The 23348-nt window shown below is 56.3% G+C and carries 25 protein-coding genes; 17 read left to right on the top strand and 8 right to left on the bottom strand.

Annotation, left to right across the window (positions count from 1 at the left end):
* Window positions 1-289: 289 nt before the first annotated feature.
* The 7 genes from ACR0AD_RS17415 to ACR0AD_RS17385 all read left to right on the top strand — a co-directional run bounded on the left by ACR0AD_RS17415 (window position 290) and on the right by ACR0AD_RS17385 (window position 6031).
* Window positions 290-1444 carry a phosphoserine transaminase gene (locus ACR0AD_RS17415; RefSeq protein ID WP_480488526.1) on the top strand — a complete coding sequence of 385 codons (1155 nt, stop codon included), beginning with the start codon at window positions 290-292 and terminating at the stop codon, window positions 1442-1444.
* 97 nt (window positions 1445-1541) lie between these two features.
* Complete coding sequence (serA, locus tag ACR0AD_RS17410) at window positions 1542-3137, top strand: phosphoglycerate dehydrogenase (protein WP_480488527.1); 1596 nt, start codon at window positions 1542-1544, stop codon at window positions 3135-3137.
* Window positions 3138-3258: 121 nt separating this feature from the next.
* On the top strand, window positions 3259-3987 hold the full coding sequence (locus tag ACR0AD_RS17405; protein WP_209505052.1) for a metallophosphoesterase family protein: 729 nt from the start codon (window positions 3259-3261) through the stop codon (window positions 3985-3987).
* A 35-nt stretch (window positions 3988-4022) separates the two neighbouring features.
* A complete protein-coding gene (serB, locus tag ACR0AD_RS17400; protein ID WP_480488529.1) occupies window positions 4023-4901 on the top strand; it encodes a phosphoserine phosphatase SerB in 879 nt (292 codons plus the stop codon).
* A 41-nt stretch (window positions 4902-4942) separates the two neighbouring features.
* On the top strand, window positions 4943-5272 hold the full coding sequence (locus ACR0AD_RS17395) for an ArsR/SmtB family transcription factor (protein WP_171638620.1): 330 nt from the start codon (window positions 4943-4945) through the stop codon (window positions 5270-5272).
* Window positions 5260-5688 carry an SRPBCC family protein gene (locus ACR0AD_RS17390; RefSeq protein ID WP_480474207.1) on the top strand — a complete coding sequence of 143 codons (429 nt, stop codon included), beginning with the start codon at window positions 5260-5262 and terminating at the stop codon, window positions 5686-5688. The genes ACR0AD_RS17395 and ACR0AD_RS17390 overlap by 13 nt, the downstream gene beginning before the upstream one ends.
* A gap of 22 nt (window positions 5689-5710) precedes the next feature.
* Window positions 5711-6031 (top strand): YciI family protein, encoded by a 321-nt coding sequence (locus tag ACR0AD_RS17385; RefSeq protein ID WP_267364302.1) that lies wholly within the window; start codon window positions 5711-5713, stop codon window positions 6029-6031.
* A 5-nt stretch (window positions 6032-6036) separates the two neighbouring features.
* Here ACR0AD_RS17385 and ACR0AD_RS17380 read toward each other — a convergent pair whose 3' ends face one another.
* The gene (locus ACR0AD_RS17380) at window positions 6037-7035 is read right to left on the bottom strand and encodes an asparaginase (RefSeq protein WP_480488530.1); all 999 of its coding nucleotides are present in this window, start codon (window positions 7033-7035) and stop codon (window positions 6037-6039) included.
* A gap of 179 nt (window positions 7036-7214) precedes the next feature.
* On the opposite strand from ACR0AD_RS17380, the gene ACR0AD_RS17375 reads away from it, so the two are divergent.
* From ACR0AD_RS17375 to ACR0AD_RS17355, 5 genes are all read left to right on the top strand, one after another.
* On the top strand, window positions 7215-7751 hold the full coding sequence (locus tag ACR0AD_RS17375) for an invasion associated locus B family protein (RefSeq protein ID WP_209505046.1): 537 nt from the start codon (window positions 7215-7217) through the stop codon (window positions 7749-7751).
* 352 nt (window positions 7752-8103) lie between these two features.
* The gene (locus tag ACR0AD_RS17370) at window positions 8104-9051 is read left to right on the top strand and encodes a haloalkane dehalogenase (RefSeq protein ID WP_480488532.1); all 948 of its coding nucleotides are present in this window, start codon (window positions 8104-8106) and stop codon (window positions 9049-9051) included.
* 168 nt (window positions 9052-9219) lie between these two features.
* Window positions 9220-10269: a nuclear transport factor 2 family protein gene (locus ACR0AD_RS17365; RefSeq protein WP_480484410.1), complete on the top strand. Its 1050-nt coding sequence runs from the start codon at window positions 9220-9222 to the stop codon at window positions 10267-10269.
* Between the two features lie 87 nt (window positions 10270-10356).
* Window positions 10357-10542: a hypothetical protein gene (locus tag ACR0AD_RS17360; RefSeq protein WP_480484411.1), complete on the top strand. Its 186-nt coding sequence runs from the start codon at window positions 10357-10359 to the stop codon at window positions 10540-10542.
* Between the two features lie 122 nt (window positions 10543-10664).
* A complete protein-coding gene (locus ACR0AD_RS17355) occupies window positions 10665-11420 on the top strand; it encodes a GAF domain-containing protein (protein ID WP_480488533.1) in 756 nt (251 codons plus the stop codon).
* Between the two features lie 224 nt (window positions 11421-11644).
* Here the strand turns inward: ACR0AD_RS17355 and ACR0AD_RS17350 are convergent, their stop codons facing one another.
* The 4 genes from ACR0AD_RS17350 to ACR0AD_RS17335 all read right to left on the bottom strand — a co-directional run bounded on the left by ACR0AD_RS17350 (window position 11645) and on the right by ACR0AD_RS17335 (window position 15524).
* Window positions 11645-12025 (bottom strand): hypothetical protein, encoded by a 381-nt coding sequence (locus tag ACR0AD_RS17350; RefSeq protein WP_170337130.1) that lies wholly within the window; start codon window positions 12023-12025, stop codon window positions 11645-11647.
* Between the two features lie 114 nt (window positions 12026-12139).
* Window positions 12140-13318 carry a carbohydrate porin gene (locus ACR0AD_RS17345; RefSeq protein WP_480488535.1) on the bottom strand — a complete coding sequence of 393 codons (1179 nt, stop codon included), beginning with the start codon at window positions 13316-13318 and terminating at the stop codon, window positions 12140-12142.
* Window positions 13315-14079, bottom strand: coding sequence for a DUF3299 domain-containing protein (locus ACR0AD_RS17340; RefSeq protein ID WP_480488537.1), 765 nt, complete (start codon window positions 14077-14079; stop codon window positions 13315-13317). Before ACR0AD_RS17340 ends, ACR0AD_RS17345 begins: the two co-directional genes overlap by 4 nt.
* A 26-nt stretch (window positions 14080-14105) precedes the next feature.
* Window positions 14106-15524, bottom strand: coding sequence for an amidohydrolase family protein (locus ACR0AD_RS17335; RefSeq protein WP_480488539.1), 1419 nt, complete (start codon window positions 15522-15524; stop codon window positions 14106-14108).
* Between the two features lie 112 nt (window positions 15525-15636).
* On the opposite strand from ACR0AD_RS17335, the gene ACR0AD_RS17330 reads away from it, so the two are divergent.
* From ACR0AD_RS17330 to ACR0AD_RS17310, 5 genes are all read left to right on the top strand, one after another.
* Window positions 15637-16644: an AraC family transcriptional regulator gene (locus ACR0AD_RS17330; protein ID WP_480488540.1), complete on the top strand. Its 1008-nt coding sequence runs from the start codon at window positions 15637-15639 to the stop codon at window positions 16642-16644.
* An 811-nt stretch (window positions 16645-17455) separates the two neighbouring features.
* The gene (locus ACR0AD_RS17325) at window positions 17456-17623 is read left to right on the top strand and encodes a hypothetical protein (RefSeq protein ID WP_480488542.1); all 168 of its coding nucleotides are present in this window, start codon (window positions 17456-17458) and stop codon (window positions 17621-17623) included.
* A 108-nt stretch (window positions 17624-17731) separates the two neighbouring features.
* Window positions 17732-18109: a lysozyme inhibitor LprI family protein gene (locus tag ACR0AD_RS17320; protein WP_480484164.1), complete on the top strand. Its 378-nt coding sequence runs from the start codon at window positions 17732-17734 to the stop codon at window positions 18107-18109.
* Window positions 18110-18202: 93 nt separating this feature from the next.
* Window positions 18203-19390, top strand: coding sequence for a dual-specificity RNA methyltransferase RlmN (gene rlmN, locus ACR0AD_RS17315; protein ID WP_480488544.1), 1188 nt, complete (start codon window positions 18203-18205; stop codon window positions 19388-19390).
* Window positions 19391-19676: 286 nt separating this feature from the next.
* Complete coding sequence (locus tag ACR0AD_RS17310) at window positions 19677-20297, top strand: cytochrome P460 family protein (RefSeq protein ID WP_209598388.1); 621 nt, start codon at window positions 19677-19679, stop codon at window positions 20295-20297.
* On the opposite strand, the gene ACR0AD_RS17305 is transcribed toward ACR0AD_RS17310, so the two are convergent.
* From ACR0AD_RS17305 to ACR0AD_RS17295, 3 genes are all read right to left on the bottom strand, one after another.
* Window positions 20294-21952, bottom strand: a complete 1659-nt coding sequence (locus ACR0AD_RS17305; RefSeq protein WP_480488546.1) for a U32 family peptidase — start codon at window positions 21950-21952, stop codon at window positions 20294-20296. The two genes, ACR0AD_RS17310 and ACR0AD_RS17305, sit on opposite strands and share 4 nt — an antisense overlap.
* A 64-nt stretch (window positions 21953-22016) precedes the next feature.
* Window positions 22017-22355: a hypothetical protein gene (locus ACR0AD_RS17300; RefSeq protein WP_480484160.1), complete on the bottom strand. Its 339-nt coding sequence runs from the start codon at window positions 22353-22355 to the stop codon at window positions 22017-22019.
* Window positions 22352-23272 carry a DnaJ C-terminal domain-containing protein gene (locus ACR0AD_RS17295; RefSeq protein WP_480488548.1) on the bottom strand — a complete coding sequence of 307 codons (921 nt, stop codon included), beginning with the start codon at window positions 23270-23272 and terminating at the stop codon, window positions 22352-22354. Before ACR0AD_RS17295 ends, ACR0AD_RS17300 begins: the two co-directional genes overlap by 4 nt.
* Between the last annotated feature and the right edge of the window lie 76 nt (window positions 23273-23348).

Genomic DNA, 23348 nt, shown 5'->3' with positions numbered 1-23348 from the left:
TCCCCCGTCAACCGCGTCGACAACGCATACGGCGACCGAAACCTCGTCTGCACATGCCCACCAATGGACGCATACGAAGACGCCGCAGAGTAACACAGACAAACCCCGCCGAAACATCGGCGGGGTTTTTCGCCAATCGGAAACGCGTGTTCTGATTTGTGCCCGTTTCAGATGTCGTTTTTACCCGGTAAAGCGTCTTTTCCGCTTGCTGCAGGTGCGAAGGCCCCCTAGGTCTGTCCGTGGGACACCCCTCCCCAACGAGGGGCGTGTATCTGGAAGGGTAATACACATGACGATCGAACAACCGGCGACGCGGCCGGCCAATCCGCGCTTTTCTTCGGGCCCCTGTGCCAAACCCCCCACATTTGACCTGACAAAACTGGCCGATGCCGCATTGGGCCGGTCGCACCGCGCCGCTGTCGGCAAGGACAAGCTGAAGGCGGCCATCGAAGGCACGCGCGAGATTCTGGGCATTCCGGCGGATTACCGCGTTGGCATCGTTCCCGCCTCGGACACTGGCGCGGTTGAAATGGCGCTGTGGTCTTTGCTGGGTGCGCGCAAGGTCGAGATGCTGGCCTGGGAAAGCTTTGGGTCCGGCTGGGTGACCGATGTGGTCAAGCAGTTGAAAATCGACGCCGAGGTGAAAACCGCGGATTACGGGCAGATCGTTGATCTGGCTTCGGTTGATTTCGCAAATGACGTGGTCTTTACGTGGAACGGCACCACCTCGGGTGTTCGGGTGCCCAATGGCGACTGGATTGCGGATGATCGCCAGGGCCTGACGATCTGCGATGCAACCTCGGCGGCCTTTGCGATGGATCTGCCCTGGGACAAGCTGGATGTAACGACCTTCAGTTGGCAGAAAGTGCTGGGCGGCGAAGCAGCCCACGGGATGCTGATCCTCAGCCCGCGTGCTGTTGAACGGCTGGAAAGCTATACCCCCGCATGGCCGCTGCCCAAGATTTTCCGCCTGACCAAGGGTGGCAAGCTGATCGAGGGCATCTTTACCGGGGCAACGATCAACACACCGTCAATGCTGGCGGTTGAGGATTATCTGTTTGCGCTGGACTGGGCCCGCTCGGTGGGCGGATTGCAGGGGCTGATTGCGCGGGCGGATGCCAATGCGGGTGCGGTACACGCGTTCTGCGACCAGAATGGCTGGATTGCCAATCTGGCCGAGGATGAGGCGACGCGTTCGAACACATCCGTCTGCCTGAAGTTCACCGATGCCCGTATTCAGGACGGTGCAGCCTTTGCCAAGGCAGTCGCCAAGCGGCTTGAGACCGAGAATATCGCGCTGGATATCGGCGCCTATCGCGACGCGCCAGCAGGTCTGCGCATCTGGTGCGGCGGTACGGTTGAAACCTCGGATATCGAGGCGATGCTGCCCTGGCTGGCCTGGGCCTTTGCGACCGAGATCAAAGCGCAGGCGCAGGCTGCCTGAGTTTCATGTGCCGGGCTGAAGCCCGGCCTACCCCATCACCGTTATAGGGCGGGCGTCAGCCCGCTATCCCCCTGAAGAATTCAAAGGACCAAGCAAAATGGCTCCCAAAGTACTGGTATCCGACAAGCTCAGCGAAACCGCAGTGCAGATTTTCCGCGACCGTGGCATCGACGTGGATTTCATGCCCGAGCTGGGCAAAGACAAGGACAAGCTGGCCGAGGTGATCGGTCAATATGACGGTCTTGCCATCCGTTCGGCCACCAAGGTCACACCGACCCTTCTGGAAAAAGCCGACAGGCTGAAGGTCATCGGCCGCGCCGGGATCGGCACCGACAATGTCGACAAAGAGGCGGCCTCGAAAAAAGGTGTGATCGTGATGAACACGCCCTTCGGCAACATGATCACCACCGCCGAACACGCCATCGCGATGATGTTCGCCGTGGCGCGGCAGATCCCCGAGGCCAGCACCTCGACCCATGCGGGCAAGTGGGAAAAGTCCAAGTTCATGGGGATCGAGCTGACCAACAAGACACTGGGCGTGATCGGTGCCGGCAACATTGGTGGCATCGTGTGCGAACGCGCGTTGGGCCTGAAGATGAAAGTCATCGCCTATGATCCTTATCTGGGCGAAGAGAAAGCCTCTAAGATGGGCGTCGAAAAGGTCGAGCTGGATGAACTGCTGGCGCGTGCCGATTTCATCACCCTGCATGTGCCGCTGACGGATCAGACTCGCAACATCCTGAGCCGCGAGAATCTGGCCAAAACCAAAAAGGGTGTACGGATCATCAACTGTGCCCGTGGCGGTCTGGTCGATGAAGTGGCGCTGGCCGAGATGCTGCAATCCGGCCATGTTGCCGGAGCGGCCTTTGACGTGTTCAGCGAGGAACCCGCCAAGGACAACGCATTGTTCAACCTGCCCAACGTGGTCTGCACGCCCCATCTGGGCGCGGCGACGACCGAGGCGCAGGAGAACGTGGCCTTGCAGGTGGCTGAACAGATTTCGAACTACCTGCTGACAGGCGCGGTCGAGAACGCGCTGAACATGCCCAGCGTGACCGCGGAAGAAGCCAAGCTGATGGGGCCGTGGATCAAGCTGGCAGGTCATCTGGGCAGCTTCATCGGCCAGATGACGGACGAGCCGGTCAAGGCGATCAACATCCTCTATGACGGTGTGGCCGCTGAAATGAACCTGGCCGCGCTGAACTGTTCGGTGGTCGCGGGGATCATGAAAAAGTTCAACCCCGAGGTGAACATGGTCTCGGCCCCTGTGGTCGCGAAAGAGCGCGGGATCAAAATCTCGACCACCAATCAGGATAAGTCGGGTGTTTTTGATGGCTACATCAAAGTCACGGTCGTAACGGACAAGCGTGAACGGTCGATCGCTGGCACGGTGTTCAGCGATGGCAAGCCGCGCTTTATCCAGATCAAGGGCATCAACATCGATGCCGAGGTCGGCGCTCATATGCTGTACACCACCAACGAAGACGTGCCAGGCATCATCGGCACGCTGGGTCAGACCATGGGTGAGAGCAACGTCAATATCGCCAACTTTACCCTCGGCCGCGCTGAGGCCGGAGGCGAAGCGATTGCATTGCTCTATGTCGACGAACCGGTCCCGGCCGAAGCGCGGGCGAAGCTTGCCGAAACAGGCCTGTTCACACAGATCAAGCCACTGGAATTCGACGTCGCCTGATCGGGGCTGTTGAGTTTGAGGAACAGTTCAGGACCCGGTTATGCGAATATCCGGGTCCTTTGTTCTCTCAAACCATGATCTGAGGCACAAGCAAGCTGAACTTTATCGCCGGAGGCCGTCTATGACGCAGCCAATCTATGTTATTGGTGATCTGCACGGGCAGGTGGCTGAGCTGGAGCGCGCGCTGTCCCTGATCCAAAGCGACGGCGGCCCCGATGCTCAGATCGTGTTTCTGGGTGACTACGTTGACCGCGGCCCTGACAGTCGCGGGCTGATCGAACGCCTGATTGCCGGGCGTGATGCGGGTCGGAACTGGATCACTCTGCTGGGCAATCACGACCGCATGTTTGCCTGGTTCATGGAGGACACGCCGCGCCACGATCCGCATTTGTTGGTGGGATACCACTGGCTGCATGACAGGTTGGGCGGGGTCGAAACCCTGCGCAGCTATGGGGTGGAATTCGAAGGTCAGATCCGCCTTGAAAACCTGCACCGGATGGCACAGGCAGCCGTGCCGAAATCGCACCTGACCTTTCTGCGCGATCTGGTGGCGATGCATCAGACGCCCGAGATTGCCTTTGTTCATGCGGGTATCCGTCCGGGTGTGCCGCTGAATGAACAGCAGGCAAGTGATCTGATCTGGATCAGACAGGACTTCCACGACTACCAAGGCCCGCATCCCAAACTGATCGTTCATGGACACACGCCTGTGGATCAGGCGACGCATTATGGCAACCGGATCAATCTGGACACGGGGGCCGGGTACGGACGCCCGACGGGCGTCGCCGTATTCGAGGGACAGAATTGCTGGGAACTGACCGAACAAGGTCGAACACCATTGACGCCCTGACCGTTCCGCATGGGTATGACACTGGAGATTGGAATATGTACGTCGCCACTTTGCTGACCAACCCGGCTGCACCCTCACTGGACCGCGCCTTGCCGGAATCGTTGCGCAACGCGTGGGGCGGTGGGGATGTCCTGTGGCTCAGCCCGGACGAGGCGGTCGAGTTTGACCTGCGCGACATGCCCGCCAATCGCTGGGACGTTTGGGCAGACTTGCAGGGCATGGGCGTGGACCTGATTGTACAGCCTGCGGCTGGGCGGCGCAAAAAGATGCTGTTGGCCGATATGGACAGCACCATGATCCAGCAGGAATGCATTGACGAACTGGCGGATGAGGCTGGCGTCGGCGAAAGGGTCAAGGACATCACCGCCCGCGCCATGAACGGAGAGCTGGATTTCGAAGGTGCTCTGATCGAACGGGTTGGTCTGCTGAAGGATCTGGATGAAAGCGTCATTGGCAAAGTCCTGCGCGAACGGATCACCTTGACGCCCGGCGGACAGGCGTTGCTGGCAACGATGCGGGCCAACGGAGCCTATGCTGCGCTGGTGTCAGGTGGCTTTACCGCCTTCACCGCGCGGGTGGCAGAGCTGCTGGGGTTCGATGAAAACCGCGCCAACACTCTGCTGGCCGCAGATGGCAAACTGACGGGCGATGTGGCGCGTCCCATATTGGGGCGGCAAGCCAAGATCGAGGCGCTTGAGCAGATTTCCACGCGTCTTGGGTTGTCCGAAAATGACGTGATCGCCGTGGGCGACGGGGCCAATGATCTGGGCATGCTGGGGCGGGCCGGAACCGGCGTTGCCCTTCATGCCAAACCGTCGGTGGCTGCGAAATGCGACGTGCGGGTGAATCACGGCGACCTGACGGCACTGCTTTACCTGCAAGGGTACAGTCGCGCGGATTTTGTCGAATCCTGACAGGGCTTTTCATTATTTAACATTTGTGTTAAATAGAGGTCATGAGCACGCTTCTGACCACCTTTTCCGCTTTGTCCGATGCCACCCGGTTCTCGATTGTCGAGCAGCTGATGGAGCAGGGCGAACTGCCCGCCGGTGACCTGATCGAAGGGCGCGGAATGTCCGGTGCTGCGATTTCGCGCCATCTGAAAGTGTTGCGCGAGGCAGGGTTGGTGCAGCAGCGCGTGCGGGGCACCCAACGGATGTACTCCATCCGGTCCGACGGGCTGCGGATGATTGCCGACTGGACGATCTCCAAACGGCAATTCTGGGAAAGCAGCCTCGATCGCCTCAGTGATATCATCGAAAGGGAGAATTCATGGCCGACCTGAAACTGGAACGGGACTTCCCCGTCAGCCCAGAGGATCTGTTTGCATGGATCAGCGACGGCAGCCGGTTGTTGCAATGGTGGGGGCCCGAAGGGATGCATGTCCCCGAGCATAATCTGGATTTCTCGCGCACCGGCCCGTGGTATTCGGTCATGGAAAACAGCGAGGGCCAGCAATACAAGGTCTCGGGCCACGTCACGCATGTCGACCCGCCAAACTCGGTGGGGTTTACCTGGGGCTGGCATGACGATCAGGATCAGCGCGGGGCCGAAAGCCACGTTTCCTTCACAGTCACAGCGACGGGCACAGGGTCACGCTTGGTTTTGGACCACCGCGAACTGGCCGATGCCGAAGCAGCCGCGAACCACAATCAGGGCTGGACGTCTTCGCTGCGCAAACTCGAAGCGAAGTGCAAATAAGGTTTCATCAGGGAGGAGCGATATGCCCCAGTATTTGTTTGTTTATCACGGGGGACACACCCCGACCGACCCCGCCGAGATTGAGGCGACCATGGCCGCTTGGGGCGCATGGTTTCAGGGTATGGCCGAAGCGTTAGAGATCCCCGGCAACCCGGTCGGACAGTCCTATACGGTCAGCAGCAGCGGGGTTGTCGACAATGGCGGCGCAAACCCGGCCTCGGGCTTTACCGTGATCAAGGCCGACAGCATCGAAGCCGCGACCGAGATGGCCAAGGGCTGTCCGATGGTCGTCAATGGCTCGGGCTCGGTCGAGGTGGCCGAGGTGCACGAGATCGAGATGTAGGGGCCTTAGCCGGGGAAACCCGGCGCAGGTTTGATCACGCCGCATTCCAGCCCCCGGCGGCTGTATTGTGTGGCGTTCATGAATTTGCGGGTGGCCGGGTGATCGGCCTCCAGCACACCTAGGCTCACCAGAATAGCGGCGATGGCGCATTCGCTGGCCCGTGTGGTGCCATCGGTGATCTTCAGCGCAACGCCCATGCGTTTTTCCGGGATGATGGCCACAAACACCGCCTCGGCCCCGGTCTTGATGGCGACGCGCCCGTTCATGGCGCGCATCAGTTCGGTGCAGGCACGGGTCTCACCGGCAACCAGTTCCGGATGTTTCACCATGGCTGCCACCAACTGAACCGCCGCCTCGCTGGAACGGTCGGACCGATCCGAGGCGCTTGCGAACCACGCCATCGACCGGGCCAGCCCGGCCAGCGACACGGCGAAATTCGGGGCGGAACAGCCGTCAATACCGTAACCGGGGCTGGTTTCGCCTGACGTCTCTTCGATGGCAGACAGGCAGGCCTGCTGCACCGGGTGATCGATTTCCAGATATTCCGGCCCTGCGCCCAAATGCTGACCCAGTGTCAGGAAACCACAATGCTTGCCGGAACAGTTGTTGTGGATCTGGCACGGGGTGTCATCCGCCAGGATCAGCCGATCCCGCGCTGCGGTGTCCGCTGGCTCCTGTGGCCCGCAGCGCAAGTCGTGCTCGCTCAGCCCCAGATGATCAAGCCACGCCGTCACGCGGTCGGTATGGATCGCGGCCCCGTTGTGTGACGCGCAGGCCAGCGCAAGATGTTCGCTGTTCAATCCGTATTTTGCCGCGGCTCCTGACGTGACCAGCGGAAGCGCCTGAATCATCTTGGCGGATGAGCGCGGATAGATAACCGCTTGCGGGTCGCCCCAGCTGCGCACGATCTGGCCGGTGTCGTCGCAGATGACCGCGTGGCCCAGATGTAGGCTTTCCAGCAACTTGCCGCGCCACAGTTCTGTCATTGCTACGGGCTGCGTCATCAGGACCTCCGAAATTTATGCGCAAAAATCTGCCAATCGCCCTTTCGCCTGTGGCGAAACCTGCGTTAGTGTGTGTATGTCGGCAATCATCGGAATGCGCAACGGAATAGACGGGCCGGAAGGGTTCGCAGCCATGTCCGATGGATTTGAGGTATCGGTCGAGCTAGGAGGCTGGACAAATGGGATCAATGCTCGTTCGTACGATTGCGGGCCTGTGTGTGGCAGGCATCGCCGCAACGTCTGCACTCGCCCAACAGGCGACAAGCACAAACCGGGTTGCTGCAAAAACGGACTGGAGCGTTTTTGTCGAAGATGATCCCACCGAATGCTGGAGCGTTTCGGCCCCCAAGGAAACCGTGAACACCCGGGGCGGGCGTGTCGTATCCGTTCGGCGCAGCGACATCCTGTTGTTTGTGTTCTATCGCCCCAATGCCGAGGTCAAAGGACAAGTGACCTTTACCGGCGGCTACCCGTTTGCTCCTGGATCGACGGTGAACCTGAATGTCGACGGGTCCGAGTTTGAACTGTTCACCGAAGGTGAGTGGGCCTGGCCCGCATCAGATGCAGATGACGCCAAGATCGTCACCGCGCTGAAACGCGGAACCGAGGCTGTTCTGACTGCCCGGTCCGAACGCGGCACACAAACCAAGGACACTTTCTCGTTGCTGGGCTTCACCGCAGCAATCGAAGACGCCGAAAAGCGCTGCACCAAATAAGCACCCCGGCCTAAGCAAATGGTCCCGTCTTTGGCGGGGCTTTTCTTATGTGGACTTCCGTCAAGTGGGTCAGTCCATGCTGCGATTGCTCAATCCGCCCTCAAATGGCAGGATTGAGCCCATTCTGTGAATTCGATTTTCTCGCTGCGCACGCACGCAGCGAGAAAGATTCGGCATGTGCATAAACTTCTTCGATGCATGGCAGTGGTCAAACCGGCCATCTGTGCTGCGCGCGGCGAAGATTTCGAAGGCAACGAGCAGGTCGTGGACGAAGTTGCCATTCATTCGTGAATTGCCATGTCAGCTTGTGAGATTACGCTGAAAGATGCAATTTTAGCCAACAGAAACAGAAATGCAGGGAACAGGATTGTCACCTATTGACGCAGTACGTACGCCAGACGATCGTTTTCTAAACCTGCCTGATTTCGCCTGGCATCCTCAGTACGAAGATCAGTTGGCCGGGTATGAAGGCCTGCGGATGGCAAGAATAGACGAAGGTCCGCAGGATGCAGAGCGGGTGTTCTTGTGCCTTCATGGGCAGCCTTCATGGAGTTTTTTGTATCGGCATATGATCCCGGTCTTTCTCGAGACTGGCGCCCGAGTTGTCGTTCCTGACCTGTTCGGTTTCGGCCGGTCTGACAAACCTATCCAAGACAATTGCTACACTTTCACATTTCACCGACAGAGCTTGATCGAGTTGATTGAAACGCTCGATCTCAAAGGAATTACACTCGTTGTACAGGATTGGGGTGGGCTTCTTGGTCTTACCATTCCACCAGACATGCCTGATCGCTTCAATCGGCTATTGGTTATGAACACAATTCTTGGCTTGGGTGGCGGTAGCAGCGAAGGATTCGATGCCTGGAGGGAATTCCACCGAACTCAACCGGACTATGACGTGGCCGCATTGTTTCAAAAATACGTGCCCGGCATGAGTGATGAAGTTGCGGCCGCTTACGCCGCCCCTTTCCCGGACGCGCGTTATCGGGGCGGCGTGCGGAAGTTCCCGTCGCTGGTAATGACCGAACCCGACATGGAGGGCGTTGATGTGTCGCGACGTGCAGCGGCATGGTGGAAAACTGACTGGTCGGGCGACAGCTTCATGGCGATAGGAGAAGCAGATGTTCTGATCCCGCCGAGGCTGATGAAACGCATGCACGAAATATTGGGCGTAGTCCGCCCACCTCTGATGTTGCCAGACGCAGGTCACTTCGTTCAGGAGACCAACGGAGAACAAGTTGCTCGCGCGGGCTTGTCTGCATGGGAAGATGGAGGACATCTCATTCGGCCTAAGGGTTGAGAATTGGGAACTTCGTGCAGACCGCAGCATGAATAGACAAAACACGGAAAAAGCCGCCAGATGCAGTTATCTCGAAAGTGATCTTTGCGTGACGTCGAAAATTCTGAGTGCTTTGATACCATGGGTTATCTGTTGCGCTAGCCGCGGCTTTCCGCGCTGCTGCTGCATTTGGTTTTCACCGGTTCTCTATTTTTAGAGTGCTATGCGCAAGACGCTGTAGTTGCTATCATTCACTTGATGACAGACCGGATATGCCCTTCGCCAGAACTTGCCGCCATAGTGGAACGTTGGATCAAAGCGTACGGTCGCGGCGACGGCGAAACGGTCGCACATCTTTTCTCTGACGATCCAGCGTTGTCCTATTTTGGCTCTGACGAGGATGAGGCGTGGCGGGATGATGCGCTACGTCGTGGCATGGCGCAGTATATTCAGGAGGTTCCACGGTTTCAGTGGCGCCCGGATGAACTGCGTGGTTTTGAATGCGGATCTCTTGGCTGGGTGGAATGGAAGGCAACCATCGACGCGATTGAAACGGGACAATCCGCGCAATTGCGCTCCACCGTCATTTTGAAACTTGACAAGGGTTCCTGGAAAATCGTGCATGTTCACAACTCAATTCCCGTCAACAACGTTGAAGGCTTCGGGTACGAGGCAAAAGGTTTTGAGGAACTTCTCGATGCCGCCCTGTCCACCCCATACGAACTTGGTCAAAGCGGTATTGCGACTGTCATGTTCACAGATATCGCCGACAGCACGACGATCGCTGAAACGATAGGGGACACACTCTGGACCGATTCTGTGCGCAGGCACCTAAAGCTGGTCGAGACCCATATCGTCGATAGCGGTGGGCAATTGGTGAAATCGCTTGGTGATGGTGTAATGTCTACTTTCGGGTCTGCGAGGGCCGCCCTGTTAGCGGCTCAGAATATTCAGCGCGCCAACGCAGCTGAAACTGCCGAACCGAAACTGCAAGTTCGAATTGGTTTGCATACCGGCGAAGTGATTACCTCTGACGCCGATCACTTCGGAACAGTGGTAAACAAAGCCGCTCGCATCGCGTCGCTTGCTGCGCCAAGTGATATCTGTGTGTCAGACGCCACGCGGATTATGGTTGGCGGGTCGAATGAGTTTCTTTTTCGCGACCCGATGACAATTCCGCTAAAGGGTCTGGATGGGGAGCACTCAATACTTAAACTCGATTGGCAAAGAACCACCTAAGAACTGGCCTCCCAGCCAAAAATGGTAATCCGCCATCCTTGCCCAGGCTCATTCGGCAACAGAAGCGCATATAAAAGAGATTTTGGCTTGAATGTTCTTCTCACCATTGCAGACACTGCCGAAGATTTGACCGCGATTTTACAGGACCTGCATGCTCATCCGGAAATTGGCTTTACCGAAACGCGCACGGCACAGATCGTCGCCCGCCATTTGCATAATTTCGGTGTGGATCAAGCCCACGCTGGAAGCGCTCATCCTGGCGCGCGATGTTGAATGGAGACTCTCATTTTAGTTGGTAGGGTCGAACTGGCAGATCCTGGACAAATGCTCATTCGCATTTGGACCCGTCGTTGATTGGCAGCGTTGGTGCATTTGTTTGGCATGCGAAGTCCTACATGGTTAAATTCGACAAGCGTAAAGAGGTGGTTGAGATGGGCGCGCGGGGCTCGCGAGGGGGATTAGATCGAGAAAGTCTGCTGAGTGATCTCGCGCGCGGACAACAAAGAGAGGCGGCTACACGGAGCATTCTTGAAGTCATCAGCCAGAGCCGTGAAGACGAAAAACCTGTCTTTGATGCGATCCTCGACCACGCTTGCAAGCTCTGCAATGCGCCGTTTGCGGGGCTGGTTTTGGGTACTGCAGATGACAACGCGCAGACGCTGGCCGCTCACAATGGTATGTTCCAAGCAGCAGTCGATTTGTTTGAGAGTGGGCAGATGCGTATGGACAGAGACTTGTCCTACGCGGCGCGATCAATCATTGATGGTCGTCTTGTTGCATTCGACGATATGGGAACAAGCGAACTTTACAAAAATGGCAGTCCTATTGTCCGTTCCATGGTCGATACTTCAAACATCCGAAGTGTACTTTTTGCTCCATTAATCAAGGACGGCGCCGGAATAGGATGTTTAACTCTGTTTCGGCGAGAGATCAGTCCTTTCAATCCGTCAGAGGTGTCGCTCGCTCAGACGTTTGCTGAGCAAGCCGTGATCGCAATTGAGAACGTGCGTCAATTTCACGAAATTCAGACCCGGCTTGAACGCGAGTCTGCGACACGAGAAGTTCTCGAAGTGATTAGCCGTTCCCGCTACGCAATCAACCTAGTCTGTTCCATGGGTGCTGATGGCGGACAGCGACTGGGCTATACATAGCCCTCAAAGCGTATTGTTTGCGGGACTTCAGTTGCACCGTTTTCCTGAGCGAGTAGGGCGCGTGCTGACGAAAAGGTAGCAAGCGCAAAAAGTACAAGAAGGGCCTTTATCATCGTAGCGCCTCGGATTCGGGTTTTGAACTTGGGCCGGGGTTCACAAATGATCGCCCCGGCCAGCGTCAGGGCAAACGAGGTAGTTCTTGCCCTGAAACATCGTACTTTCGCCTAATTTAGAAGATCACCGACGATGCCGACGGCATCGACCACGGTAGACAGGTCATTTGTAACTTCGAGGACTTCGTCATCGACCAGAATGTAGCGGTTTCCTTTGCCCGGCTCCCCAAGCTTCCATTTGGAAAGGTCCCCAATATCCTCGAACTCCAGGTCAGATGGGAGCTTGGCACCGCGCGTGTAGCGCTTGATCTGTCCAGGTGGTACAGCTTTTGGGCCTTTGCCGGGTTTGTCTTCTATCTGAATGCTGACATCACCGTTCTTGCCCCCCTTGTTCGGCTTTTTACCCTTGTTGTCTTTGGCATGGGCATCGCTGCCTCCAAGGATGAAAAACACAACTGCTAAGGCTGCAAGAATTCCGTATGCAATCTTCATAGATTGTTCCTTTGCTTCCCAACTTCATTCGACCGGCGTTGAAAATTCCGGCACGCGCTTGATCTCTCTTAGTTGCCCTTTGGCACACCCCTTAGTGACTGCCTTCACCCCGCATTAGAAAACGATCCGGGTTCTTAGACCGAACAGGGTAATCCGGTCCTGATCGGGATTTAGAAGCGGGTCGGAAATGAATTGTACCGATGGCGTGATCTGCAGTCCGGGTGAGATTGAAAAGCGGTAGAAAGCTTCAAGCGTGAACTGATCGCCATCTATGCCTCTTGCTTCGGCCCAGTTTAGGCCCAGACCGGCCAAATCGGTGTTGCGACCATAGTAACCGAGACCGGCAGAAATCGACCGTTCATAAAGCGCTGCGGTTCCCTTCGAGGCCCCTGCACGGAAGAACGGCATCCATTTATTGTCAACAAACCATGCGGCGGAAAACGCTGCGCCGTAATCTTCTGCTCGACTGCCATCGTCAGCCGCATCCGCATGCCAGAGGGTCAGATGGATATTGTCGAAGTAGATGCGATCAAAGCCGGACGTGTACCCAAGTTCGAGCGACTTGAAGAGATTGCCGTCGCTAAACACATCAAAGTTTGGATCGGACGGGTCGGCGTTTGCGTCTGATACGCTGGCAACGGCGTAGAGGTTCTCGCTCAGCTTTACCCCACCGGCAATACCAAGGCCTTGGTTGGGCGTGTTGATTGTCGGGTTGGTATTGAAAGACAGGTTTTGAAAACCACTGTAGGGGCTTACCAACCCGTAGATATCCACAAAGTCCGTTACATCAATCTGGCCGACTTGCAGCGCCCACGACCCATTCTCAGCCCTTTGGGTCCAGAACAAATTGGTCAGAAGCAAACCGTTGTCATTGAAGGCTGTTCCCGTGATTGAAAGGGCTCCGCCATCCAGCCCGAGAAATTGCGGAGCAACGTCAGTATAACTGTGCCTGTCTTCGATCTTGAATGTCAGAGACCCCCGTTCAGTTGCCTGCCAACTGCCGTAGAACCGCGCAATTCCGCTGGATGCTTCGCCGGTTCCCAGATCAGCATCCGTGGTTTGGCCCAATGCCAGGTAGTCAATGTTGAACCGAAAACCACCCTCAGCCAGTCGGTCTTTCCACTGAAACCAACCCGGCGCGATGTTGCGTGGAAAATTGGAACGGTATTGTGGGTCGGTCAGGCCATCTCCGGGCTCTAGATCAGCTTCGACCGAAGATGGACCGGATAGTCCCTGAGCCGACGCGGCGCCAGCAAATGCAATGCTCAATGCGGCAACCAGAAGTCTTATCATTTTGACGCCTGTGCCCCACCGGTCTTGCGATTTCCCGCCGCGCGGATGCGATCAGCAGCACGCTGCTTCCATTCCAACCTGTCTGCCTCGGTTTCCAGAGTTTCGACACGTTCTGTCTCTAGCTGGAAAGTCGCATTCATAGGCATGAGACCATCCACAACCATCATATTCTGAACAGAAGGATCGATAGTCAGCATGCCCGTCAGCCGAACGGGTTCATGGAAATAGCGGGGCGCCCAGTCCCCGTTCAACCGCACACGGATCATCTGGTTGGGCGGAGGTGGAGGCATATGACTGCACATCCCTCGTTCGGGCACCAAATACGCGACAGGCCTCCCGTCCGGATCATTCGGAGCAGGAATGGCAAAGCCCGTCAGTGTGATTGTTTGACCGTCGAATTCCGGATTTCCGTTCGTGCCAGCCTTTCTTCGCCGTTCCGTCACGACCTCTCGCTGATCGAGTAGCCAGTCGACATCAATTCCATCAGCTGCCAAAGCATCCTCAGTCTCGGTCAGAAGCATTTGCCACTTTTGCCGCTCGTCTTCACTACCACCATCCTGCTGCAACCTGCCGCGTATACGCACAACGAAAAGAACATCGTCGAACTGTTCGGGGCTGAGATCACGATAGGGGTCATCAAAGACCTGCGCAGACGGATCTGGCAGGTCTGCCCAGTCCAACGCGGTTCCAGGCGTCGCCGCAGCATCATAACCGCACAAAACCAACCCTGCGAATACTGCGGAGCAAAACCAATTTCGCATGAATGCTCTCCGGCTGCTTTATCTGGTCAATCCAGTGTGTTTTTGTAGATCACACCGTCCTTCATGATCAGGCGGATTGTTTCTGGGCTTTCAGGCCTCGGGTCGGCCCCAAACCATTGATCACCCGTACCAACCACCGAGAAATCTTCGAGCGGATTGCCGTCGATCAGCAGGATATCCGCATAGGCGCCTTCCTCGATCACACCGAGCTTGCCAGATGTGTAAGGGTTCGAGAAATCGCCTGACAATGCTACGACCTCACCGCCGATTGACGTAAGTGTCACCATCGACTGGTACGGTCCGAAGAACTCGTTATTGAGATGTTTTTCATAAGCAATCTGGATGTTGCATGCTTCCACTGATCCCACGCAATCGGTCTGAAAGCCGCGTTTTACCGGGCATTCCTTCATATTCGGAATGTAGTTCGCGAAAGTCGCGGACGCCGATATCGCTTTCGCGAGGCTCTTGGGCTCGTTCTTGACCGATGGGATATCCAACAAACCCGGATCAAAAGCCGTGAGGTTAGTCGTTATGTAAGCCCCTTTCTCGTTCATAATCTCGGCAATCTCGCAATCGAAGGAGAAGCCGTGTTCAATGGACATTACACCGGCCTCAAGGGCGTTCATGATTGCTTCCTTGCGGTAAGAATGCGCCATGACATAGGTGCCGTATTCGTTGGCAACCTGAACGGCAGCTTCGATTTCTTCCTTGGAGCCGGCGAGCAACTGCCATGGGTCAAACGCCGAGATCACCCCACCCGACTGCATGAATTTCAGCTGTGTCGCCCCCATGCGCATGTTATTACGACCATACAGGTAGACATCATCGACACCGCTGACTTGTTGCGCCATGTTCAGATTACCGAAGTTGGTCTGTCCGCCCGGCGGCGAGGTGAAGGATGCGAAGTCAGCGTGGCCGCCGCGTGTCCCGAGGAACGCGCCTGACGCATAGTGACGTGGACCGACGATCTGTCCGGCGTCGATGGCCCTCCGCAGACCGCCGTTGGCGCCGCCAGCATCTCTTACAGTCGTAAATCCTTGCATCAGGTACATCTCGGCCATCCTGGTTCCATGGATGCCAAAATCCTCCCAGGTCGAGTTCGTTTCCATGGAAGCGATAGACGGTCCCATGAGCATGAGGTGTGCGTGAAGCTCGATGAAGCCCGGTGTGAGTGTCCTACCGCCGCCATCGATCACCTCCGCATTGGGGGCATCGATCGCATCAGTTGAGACGACCTTGATAAGGTTGCCCTCAACCAGAACACTGGCATTCTCAATGCGTTGCTCATTCACACCGTCGAAGATATGCACGTTGGTAAACAGCGTTTGTGGTTCTTCTTGATCCTGAGCCTGCGCGGTCGTCGAAAAAGAAAAAACTGCCGCGACAATTGCCGTCGAGCAAAGAGACATTCGTAAGCCGGACATAAGTACCCCCTTCATATTCATGTTTTGCCAACTATAGTCTGGAATTCACCGACGCGGTTGCCCCTTTTTAATTAGGATGTACGAATATGATGATTAAAATGGCCACTTCTTAAAACTAATCCAAACAAGGGTTATGAGCTTGCCTTTCAACTCCGCCTCCCGAGAGCATAGCGAGGGCTTTGTTCGCCTCTCTTTAGCTGCTCCGTTTCTGCAATATCTCACCGAACGTAAGATCAATCCGCAACCAGCATTGGATCAGGTCGGCTTGAAAGCCGAACTGTTGTCTAACCCATCCGTGTTCGTTCACTCCGAGCTGGTTTACGGCTTGGTAAATGCTTTCTCAGAAGTGTCAGGGGATCGATACCTTGGACTAAATGTAGGGGAGTCGTTTGACCTGCAAGGATGGCCTCCGTTCGCTCAAGCCTTGCAATCGACAACGAGTCTGTTCGAGTTTTTTACCCGCTTTGTTGGGCTCGTACCTCAGGAGTCCAATTCTGTGCGGCACAGCCTTATCATTGAAGCGGACAAAGCGACTTATCGTATCGATAGACAACAGGAACCAACTGTCCCACCCGTTCAGGTAACAGGTTTTGGTGCTGCAATCTATGTACGCCTGTTGCAGACCGTCGTCGGCGAATCCTGGGACCCTTCGCGCGTGCGGTGGGAAAGCAGATACATCAATGGTTTGCCTCTCAACTACAAAGGGATCGAGGTTGGCCTTGGAACCGATCCCGGAATGCAAATCAGTTTTCCTGTGGAATGGTTGTTTTTGCATCATGTCTCTGAGGGCTCTGCCAAACCCATAGCCTCGCCTCGCCAAGATCAAGAGGTATCCGTGGTGGCAGCTTTGCGCTCTGTCTTGCGCGGCAAACTGGATGAATCCGATTTGGGGCCGGAGATGGTGGCCGGGTTTCTGGGAATACAGCGGGAACGGTTCCTGAAAGCGCTTCAAAAACAAGGCACAACGTTACCGCGCGAAATCAAACGGCTGCGTATCGATGTCGCCAAGGAGCACCTCAAAGAAGACCAGATGACAATTGCGGAGATTGGTCTGATGCTAGGCTATTCTGACAAGTCCCATTTCACTCGCTTTTTCCGAAGTCAAACCGGAATGACACCGACCAAGTTCCGAAGCAAGTAAATGTGGTCGAGCCAAATGAACGCTTCGAAGATTAGGTCCTCGTGGGATCAGTTCGGAGAAGTTGTAGTGCCACGTTGAACAGGTTAGTCGACGACATGAATGGTTGGTTGCCACCGCCGATACAACCTCTGCAACTGGCCGTTTCGTTGTGTATTTCGGAGTTAGCAAAGCTTGGTTGCGAAGGTCCGCTTCGGGGCTGACTGCGGTCCTTTGGATTAAAAATGCGGAAGGCCGCAAAGTCCCGCGTCTTGTTTGCCGGTTCCAGCCGCGGCGAAAGTGCGTTTCGGAATCCGCTCAAATTTGTGCCGCTCAATGACCGCTCTCACGGCGCCTGCTGCTTCACAGAGAAAATCCCTCCGCGCCCGCGAGTGCTTTCTGCGTCAGCAAAAGCAGCATCGGCAAAAGGCGGGTTTGTCCGCGTTGCGGTCACTGATCGTTCGCATATCAACCCAATCCGCTCGCGTTGTGCGCGGCGAGTTGAAGGCCAAGACTGCGATGTTGACCGGTCTGCGTAAGCCTTTTCTTATTCGTGCCTGTCAGGATGCAGTATCACCGAGCGCCGCTTTCGGTACGCTCCGCATTCAAACAGTATGCCACACAAGCGCTTCCGTCGTAGCTATGTTGAAACCCTCTGAGATGGGGAACCTTCAACACCGCAGAACTCAATCACAACGTGGAACAGCACTGTTACTCACCCCAGAGCGCAAGATGCAACTTTACGCTGGATCAACCCGTTTACTTGATCCGTATCAATGTGAGTTCTGACGATTTCCGAACTAATCAGTTCAAGAGAAACCAAGGAGTTGCCACCATGCTGAACAAATCTCTTGCCGCGTTGATGATGATATCAGCCATGCTGCTGAGTGCCTGCGAAAACAAGGGCGAGACTTATCCTGTAACCGGCGAACAATGCGGACCGAACGATCCGGTCAAGACCCTGGATGCCGAAGATTGCTATATCCCACCCGCGGGTGTCTGACGCGGAACTGCATTTCCGTTGGTTTAGGGGGCCAACCGGCATCTAAACCTTTCTGGCAAAACATGTTACTCTGGCCTGACCCCAGCTGAATGGATGAATGAGGCGGCCATGCGTCTGATCTTGATCGCGCTGCTTTTGCCAGCCACCGCAACCGCCGACCCGGCGTTGGAATGTTCCGACGCCGGATCACAAGTCGAAATCGGATCCTGCGTCGGAGAGATGGAAGCACGGGTCTCGCGCGCGCTGCAGGTGAGTTTTGATTTGGCGGTACAATCTGCCAAGGAGCTGGACGAGGTCACCGGGCGGATAGTGGCTGAACCTGCCCTCATAGCGGCGCAACAGGCCTGGGAAACCTATCGCGATACGCATTGCACCGCCGTCGGCGCGTCGTTTGGTGGCGGATCGGGTACAGGTATCGCAATCACATCATGCCGGGTGAATTTGGGGCGGGCACGCGTTGAAGAACTGTTGAGTTTTGCAGACTGACTGAAACGATTCCTTTTGATCTTTGCACAGGTTCCTATATAGAGGCGCATCCCAAGCCAGAATCCTTGAAGATACGCCTCAGCAGGTACCACAATGTCGCCCAAAGCGCCGATCACTCAAGACGTCATGACCCTCCCTCGCAAATTGCCCGAGGGGAAGGTGAACCTTGTCGGTCTCACCCGCGACCGTTTGCGCGAGGTCCTGATCGAACATGGTACGCCCGATAAGCAGGCAAAGATGCGTACCGGTCAGATCTGGCAGTGGATCTATCAATGGGGCGTGCGCGATTTTTCCCAGATGACGAATCTCGCCAAAGCCTACCGTGCGCAACTGGCCGAAAACTTTGTGGTCGAGATACCCGAGGTCGTGACCCGACAGGTATCCGAGGACGGCACCCGCAAATATCTGTGCCGGATCGCGGGCGGGCACGAGGTCGAGGTGGTCTACATCCCCGAAGAAGATCGCGGTACGCTGTGCATATCGTCTCAGGTCGGATGTACGTTGACATGTTCGTTTTGTCATACCGGCACCCAGAAGCTTGTACGTAATTTAACATCTGCCGAAATTGTCGGGCAGATCATGATGGCGCGCGACGATCTTGACGAATGGCCGACCCCCGGTGCGCCAAAGGATGAAACGCGCCTTCTGTCGAACATCGTTCTGATGGGAATGGGTGAGCCGCTATACAATTTCGAAAACGTCCGCGATGCGATGAAGATCGCGATGGACCCCGAGGGGATTTCCCTGTCGCGCCGCCGCATTACGCTGTCAACCAGCGGGGTGGTACCCGAAATTGCGCGCACGGCTGAGGAAATCGGCTGTTTGCTGGCGATCTCGTTCCATGCAACCACGGATGAAACCCGCGACGTTCTGGTTCCGATCAATAAACGCTGGAATATCGAGGAGTTGTTGCAGGCGCTGGCCAGCTATCCCAATGTCTCGAACTCCGAGCGGATCACGTTCGAATACGTGATGCTGGACGGTGTGAATGACAGCGACGCGGATGCCCATCGTTTGATCGACCACATCAAGCGTCACAAAATTCCGGCCAAGATCAACCTGATCCCGTTTAACGAATGGCCCGGCGCGCCGTACAAGCGCAGCTCGAACAACCGCATCCGCGCTTTTGCCAACATCATCTATCAGGCAGGCTACGCCTCTCCCATTCGCAAGACACGGGGCGAGGATATCATGGCGGCGTGCGGTCAGTTGAAATCGGCAACCGAACGTGCCCGCAAATCACGCAAACAGATTGAGTCCGAAGCCGGTTTAACCCGGTAGTTTTCCTGTCCGGTTCATCATGGATCGGGTGGTCGTGCTTTGATTGTCCAAGATGACCGCCTGCACGCATGAAGTGTGCCTGTAAACTTAATGTTTCAGATGCTGATTCAATATGCATAATTTGCTATATTTTAATGATTCAATGCCGCAGGATGCAGGTTCAAATCGATGCACAAGGCGGTGAGATTCCGGGACCTGAGCTGGTAAGAGTTCTCGGAGCCGCTAGAATAAGAACACTGTCGTCACGTGGCGCTTAGGCGAACTGATTTTCAGGTGGGTCGTAATAATGGACTCGTATCTTCGAATTATTCTCCAGCACAAGGCCATTGCGTGCGCGATACTTCTGGTTTCAGCAGGGCTGGCAACGGCGGATGGCCACAACGCTCATATCGCGATCGAAAATCCGGCAGAGCTGAGCAAGGATGAAGCCGCGGCTCACTACCATTCACTGCGCCGCCGCATGGCACGGGGGTATGCTGCGGCGCAACTGGATCTGGTTCTAAACTATCAAAGCTGGCCGCTTTTCAACGACGCGCCATATATTTCCGCGACACACGGTCAGCGTTACGTAAACACGTATGCCAACCGAATGGCCCATAACTACGGGACATTGCAGCAAGGCGAAGAACTTCCCATGGGATCGGTGCTTGCCAAGGACAGCATGACGGTGACCGATGAAGGTCACATACATCCCGGCGCCATGTTCATAATGGAAAAACTGCCAGAGGGTACCAGCCCGAACACCGCTGACTGGCGTTATATCATGGTGCTGCCAGACGGGTCCTTGTATGGCGATACCATGGGCGCCCGTGCCAGCGAAGTTGCATATTGCCATGTCTGTCACGAACAAGTGGCGGATCGTGACTATACGTTCTTTGTTCCCGAAGAATATCGGGCGGGAAACTAAGCCGGTTCTCCCGGCAGCTTGAGTTCTGTCGCCTCGCGGCGGCTGAGTTGCTCGCCTTGCTTCCGTTTGGACAGTACCTCGCGGGCCAAAGCGTATTTGTCATCCTGCCAGAAGATCAGGCATCCGTTGCAGCCCTTGCCGCAGCATCCTTCCGTACCGATGCGGTTTGTCTTGAACCGGCGTTCGTTACCGTCTGCGCCGATCTTTTCAACCAGATCATCGCGACGGCGTGCATAAGCTGTTGGATTGTCTCGACCGGAGGTTTCCAATCCCTGCACGAGCTTGTCAAAGCGAATGCGGCTCCAGTGTTCGTCGGTCAGGGCGCGTTCCTTGCGCAGCACCGAGTAGACCGGAAAACGGGCGCGCAGATCGTCGATATCCTCGTGATCAAACAGGGTGAAAGGCATCCGAATGATGGTTTTTGTGCTGCCATGCACGACGTCCAGCCGTGCGCCATCATGGGCGCGTTCGAAATCATAAACCCGCAGCAGAACCGTGTCGCGCGCAACTGGCGAGACGAAATCCAGCACATCACCCGGTTCCAGCTTGTTCTTCACCTCGACCAGAAAGGCATCCTCGGTCACTTCGGTGACGATCCCGGCATATTCCCATTGCGCGATGGATGCGGTGTGTTCGTAATCATGGGCGTAATTGGTCAGCCGCCCTTCGTGGAAGGCCAGCGTATAGCCGCGATTCCCGACGGTTTCGAGCTCACGCATGTAAGGCTTGGGGTCCCAGTTTTCGGGGTCCGCGAAATAGTCATCTATCGCCATACGATAGGCCCGTGCGACGATCGCGGCGTAGTATTCCGATTTGCCGCGCCCTTCGACCTTGAGGCTGTCGACACCGATTTTCAGGTACTCATCCAGCTTCGGCATGATGCAGAGGTCGCGTGAGTTGAGGATGTACGAGCCGCGATCATCCTCTTCGATGGGCATCAGGTCACCGGGGCGGCAGCCTTCTTCCAGCAGGAATTCGAACAGGTCGGCGTTTTCCTCGGTGATACGCAGCTCCTGATGTGTGCCATCCTTGAGGCGCACTTTCAGACCATAGTTCCAGCGACAGGAATTGGCGCAGTTGCCCTGGTTGGCCCCGCGTTCGGCCATGAAATTCGACAGCAGACAACGGCCCGAATAGGTCATGCACATAGCACCGTGCACGAAGGATTCTAGCTTGATATCAGGGCACTTCTCACGGATCTCGACCAGTTCGGGATAGGAAACCTCACGCGCCAGAACCACCAGCTCGGCTCCCTGATCCTGCCAGAACTTCACCGACAGCCACGAACAGATATTGGCCTGGGTCGAGATATGCAGCGGCAGTTCGGGCGCGCGCTCGCGGACGTATTGGAACACGCCTGGATCGGCGATGATCAACCCGTCGGGCTGCACCTTGCGCACCGTGTCGATGTATTCGTCCAGCTTCGGGATGTCTTTGTTATGCGAGAACAAGTTCAGTGTCAGGTAGGCGCGCCGACCATGGCTGTGACAGAACTCGACCCCTTCAATCACCTCGTCCAGCGAAAACTCGGACTTGGTGCGCAGCGACATATCCGGCGTACCCAGATACACGGCGTCTGCCCCATAGAGGATGGCGAGCTTAAGTTTGCGCAGATTGCCCGCAGGCATCAGCAATTCGGATCTGGGCTGGGTCATGGAAGCTACCTGACAAAGGATCAAGGCGGCCTTCTACGCCAAAATCATTGCGCCCAAAACCCTGTTATCTGCGACGGAACCGCGCTGTGCCAATGACCTCGATCAGTTGTTGGCGCACCGGCTCGGGTTGCGCCTCGACTGCGTTCAGAACCTCACGCAGTTCAGCGCGCAGCCCATGCATCTGATCAATCAATGAGATCATCATCGACAGCGCATCGGCCTCCATGTCGTATTGCTCGTGCAACTCGCAAGCCAGTTCCAGCCGGGCAACGTCGATACTGTGATAGACCAGCCCCTGCTCCGATTGTTCAGGGATCACGATTTCGGCCGCAAGATACTCGGTTAGGCGGTCCGAGGTCAGGCGCGAGACGGTTTCGATCAGTTCCTTTTCGGTCAGGGTCATGACGGCATTCCTTTCCGCGGATCGTAGCGGTGCGTTTCGCGCCATGTCTCCATGAACTGCCTGAGATCATCATCGATCTTGTCGGGCATCGAGACAGTCAATTCGATCAGTTGGTCTCCGCGCAGGGACGAGCCGCGTTTCTTCACCCCCTTGCCGCGCAGGCGAAGGGTTTTGCCGCTGCTTGTGCCCGCCGGAACATTGACGTTCACACCGCCATCGATGGTGGGGGCGGCGACTTTCCCGCCCAGAATGGCCTCATCGATGCTGATCGGCAGCGTGATATGGATGTCGTCGCCCTGACGGTCAAACACCGGATGTTTGGCGACCGTGACGGTCACCAACGCATCCCCCGGAGGGCCTTCGCCATAACCCGGAGCACCCTTGCCGCGCAGACGGATGGTCTGACCTTCTGTTATGCCGGCGGGGATCTTGACCTCGATCCGGTTGCCGTCTGGTAGCGTCAGTTTCTGGCTGGCGCCAAACACGGCATCCAGAAAGCTGATCTGAAGGGAATAGTTCAGGTTATGCCCCGGCGCATGAAACTCATGCCTTTGCTGGCCGCCAAATCCACCGCGGCCGCGCATGAATTCAGCAAAGATGTCCGACATGTCGTCCGGGTCCGCCTGACGCCCGCGATAGGGGTTTCCAGCGGCCTCGGCATAGTCCCGGTAATAGTGTTGTTGCGGGCGTTCCTGACCCGATGCGTCGATTTCGCCATTGTCGTAACGGGCGCGGGTTTCAGGATCTTTCAGCATGTCATACGCTGCAGCTGCGGCCTTGAATTTGGCCTCGGCCTTGGCATCGCCGGGTTTCAGGTCCGGGTGGCACTCCTTGGCAATACGCCTGTAGGCTTTCTTGATTTCGTCGGCACTGGCGTCTTTCGATACGCCAAGGACGGAATAGGGATCGTCGCTCATCTCACACTCACGGGTCAGGGACAGGTCTGATCTTGATGAATGTGTTCTACCACGTGTTTTCAACGGGTCAAAAGGA

Source organism: Ruegeria sp. BH8 (assembly GCF_056538065.1).
This window is presented reverse-complemented; position numbering and strand designations above follow the sequence as displayed.